Origin of the sequence: Dietzia sp. HMSC21D01 (assembly GCF_001815995.1) — a bacterium.
Lineage (GTDB): Bacteria > Actinomycetota > Actinomycetes > Mycobacteriales > Mycobacteriaceae > Dietzia > Dietzia cinnamea.
This window is the reverse complement of sequence record NZ_KV823752.1, coordinates 1-1,085: the sequence shown is the minus strand read 5'-3', so window position 1 is coordinate 1,085 and position 1,085 is coordinate 1. Positions and strand designations below refer to the sequence as shown.

Below are 1,085 nucleotides of genomic sequence, written 5' to 3'. Positions count from 1 at the left end.
CGTCCGCCCGCGGCGCGGACGGCCGCTCTCCCCTCCCACCTCGTCCACCCGGCCCACGCGGCGAGCCGCGCTTGACGGCTCCCCCCACCCGGGCGCGGGGCCCCGGTCTGCCGTGGCGGCACGTTCGCCAGCGGGGCCGTATGATGTAGATCACATTCCCTGCCCTATCGGAGGTGATCGTGCCCCGGACCGCCCACCCGTCCCCCTCGCCCGATGCGGACCCGCTGGACCTGGCGTGGCGTCGGTCCGAGCTCAGCGGCCTGACCCCGCAGAGCGCCCGGCCGGGGGCGCCCGACCCGCAGGCCGCCCGCTCCCACCGCCTGACCGAGGCCGCGCGCCCGGTGATGGACGGGCTCGACACCGTCCTGCGGGACACCGGCGCCAGCCTCGTGCTGGCCGATCGCGAGGGCCGGGTCATCAGGACGGCCCGCGACAACGCGCGGATCTCCCGCATGCTGCTCCGGCGGGGCGTCGACGACGGCGCCACGCTCACGGAGGAGGCCGTGGGCAACAACGGCATCGGCACGGCGCTGGAGACGCGGGCCGGGGTGTTCATCCACGGTGAGCAGCACTTCGCCGAGGTCCTGCGCGACTTCGTCTGCTACGGCCACCCGATCATCGACCCGCTCACCCGACGCCTGGTGGGCGCGGTCAACCTGACGGGCATGAGCGCGGACGCATCACGCCTGTTCGCGCCCTTCGTCCGCAAGGTCGTGGCCGACATCGAGGCCCGCTACGTCGACACCGCCCGCGCGGACGACCGCGAGCTGTGGCGCCGCTTCGTCGAGCGCACCCGCTCCTCCGACACCGCGACGTGCGCGTTCGGCGACGAGGTGGTGCTGGCCTCGCACTCGAGCCTGGAGCGACTGGATTCCAGAGACCTCGTCCCCCTCCGCCGACTGGTCGAGCGCGACGAGATGGGTGAGGTCGTCGAGCTGTCGGTGGGCACCGTGGGGGTGGCCACCAGCCGCGTGGGGCGCCGCGGGCACCTGCTGGACCTCACGTTCCCCGAGTCGCCCGGTGCGCCCACGCCCGCGCCCGCGCCCACGCTCGCGCCCCGGATCGTCGTCGCCGCCCCCGCGACG

The 1,085-nt window shown here is 75.2% G+C and carries 1 pseudogene; it reads left to right on the top strand.

Annotated features, from left to right (window positions below):
- Positions 1-173: 173 nt before the first annotated feature.
- Positions 174-1,085 (top strand): annotated as a pseudogene (locus HMPREF3086_RS03165) (transcriptional regulator); the annotation flags it as partial.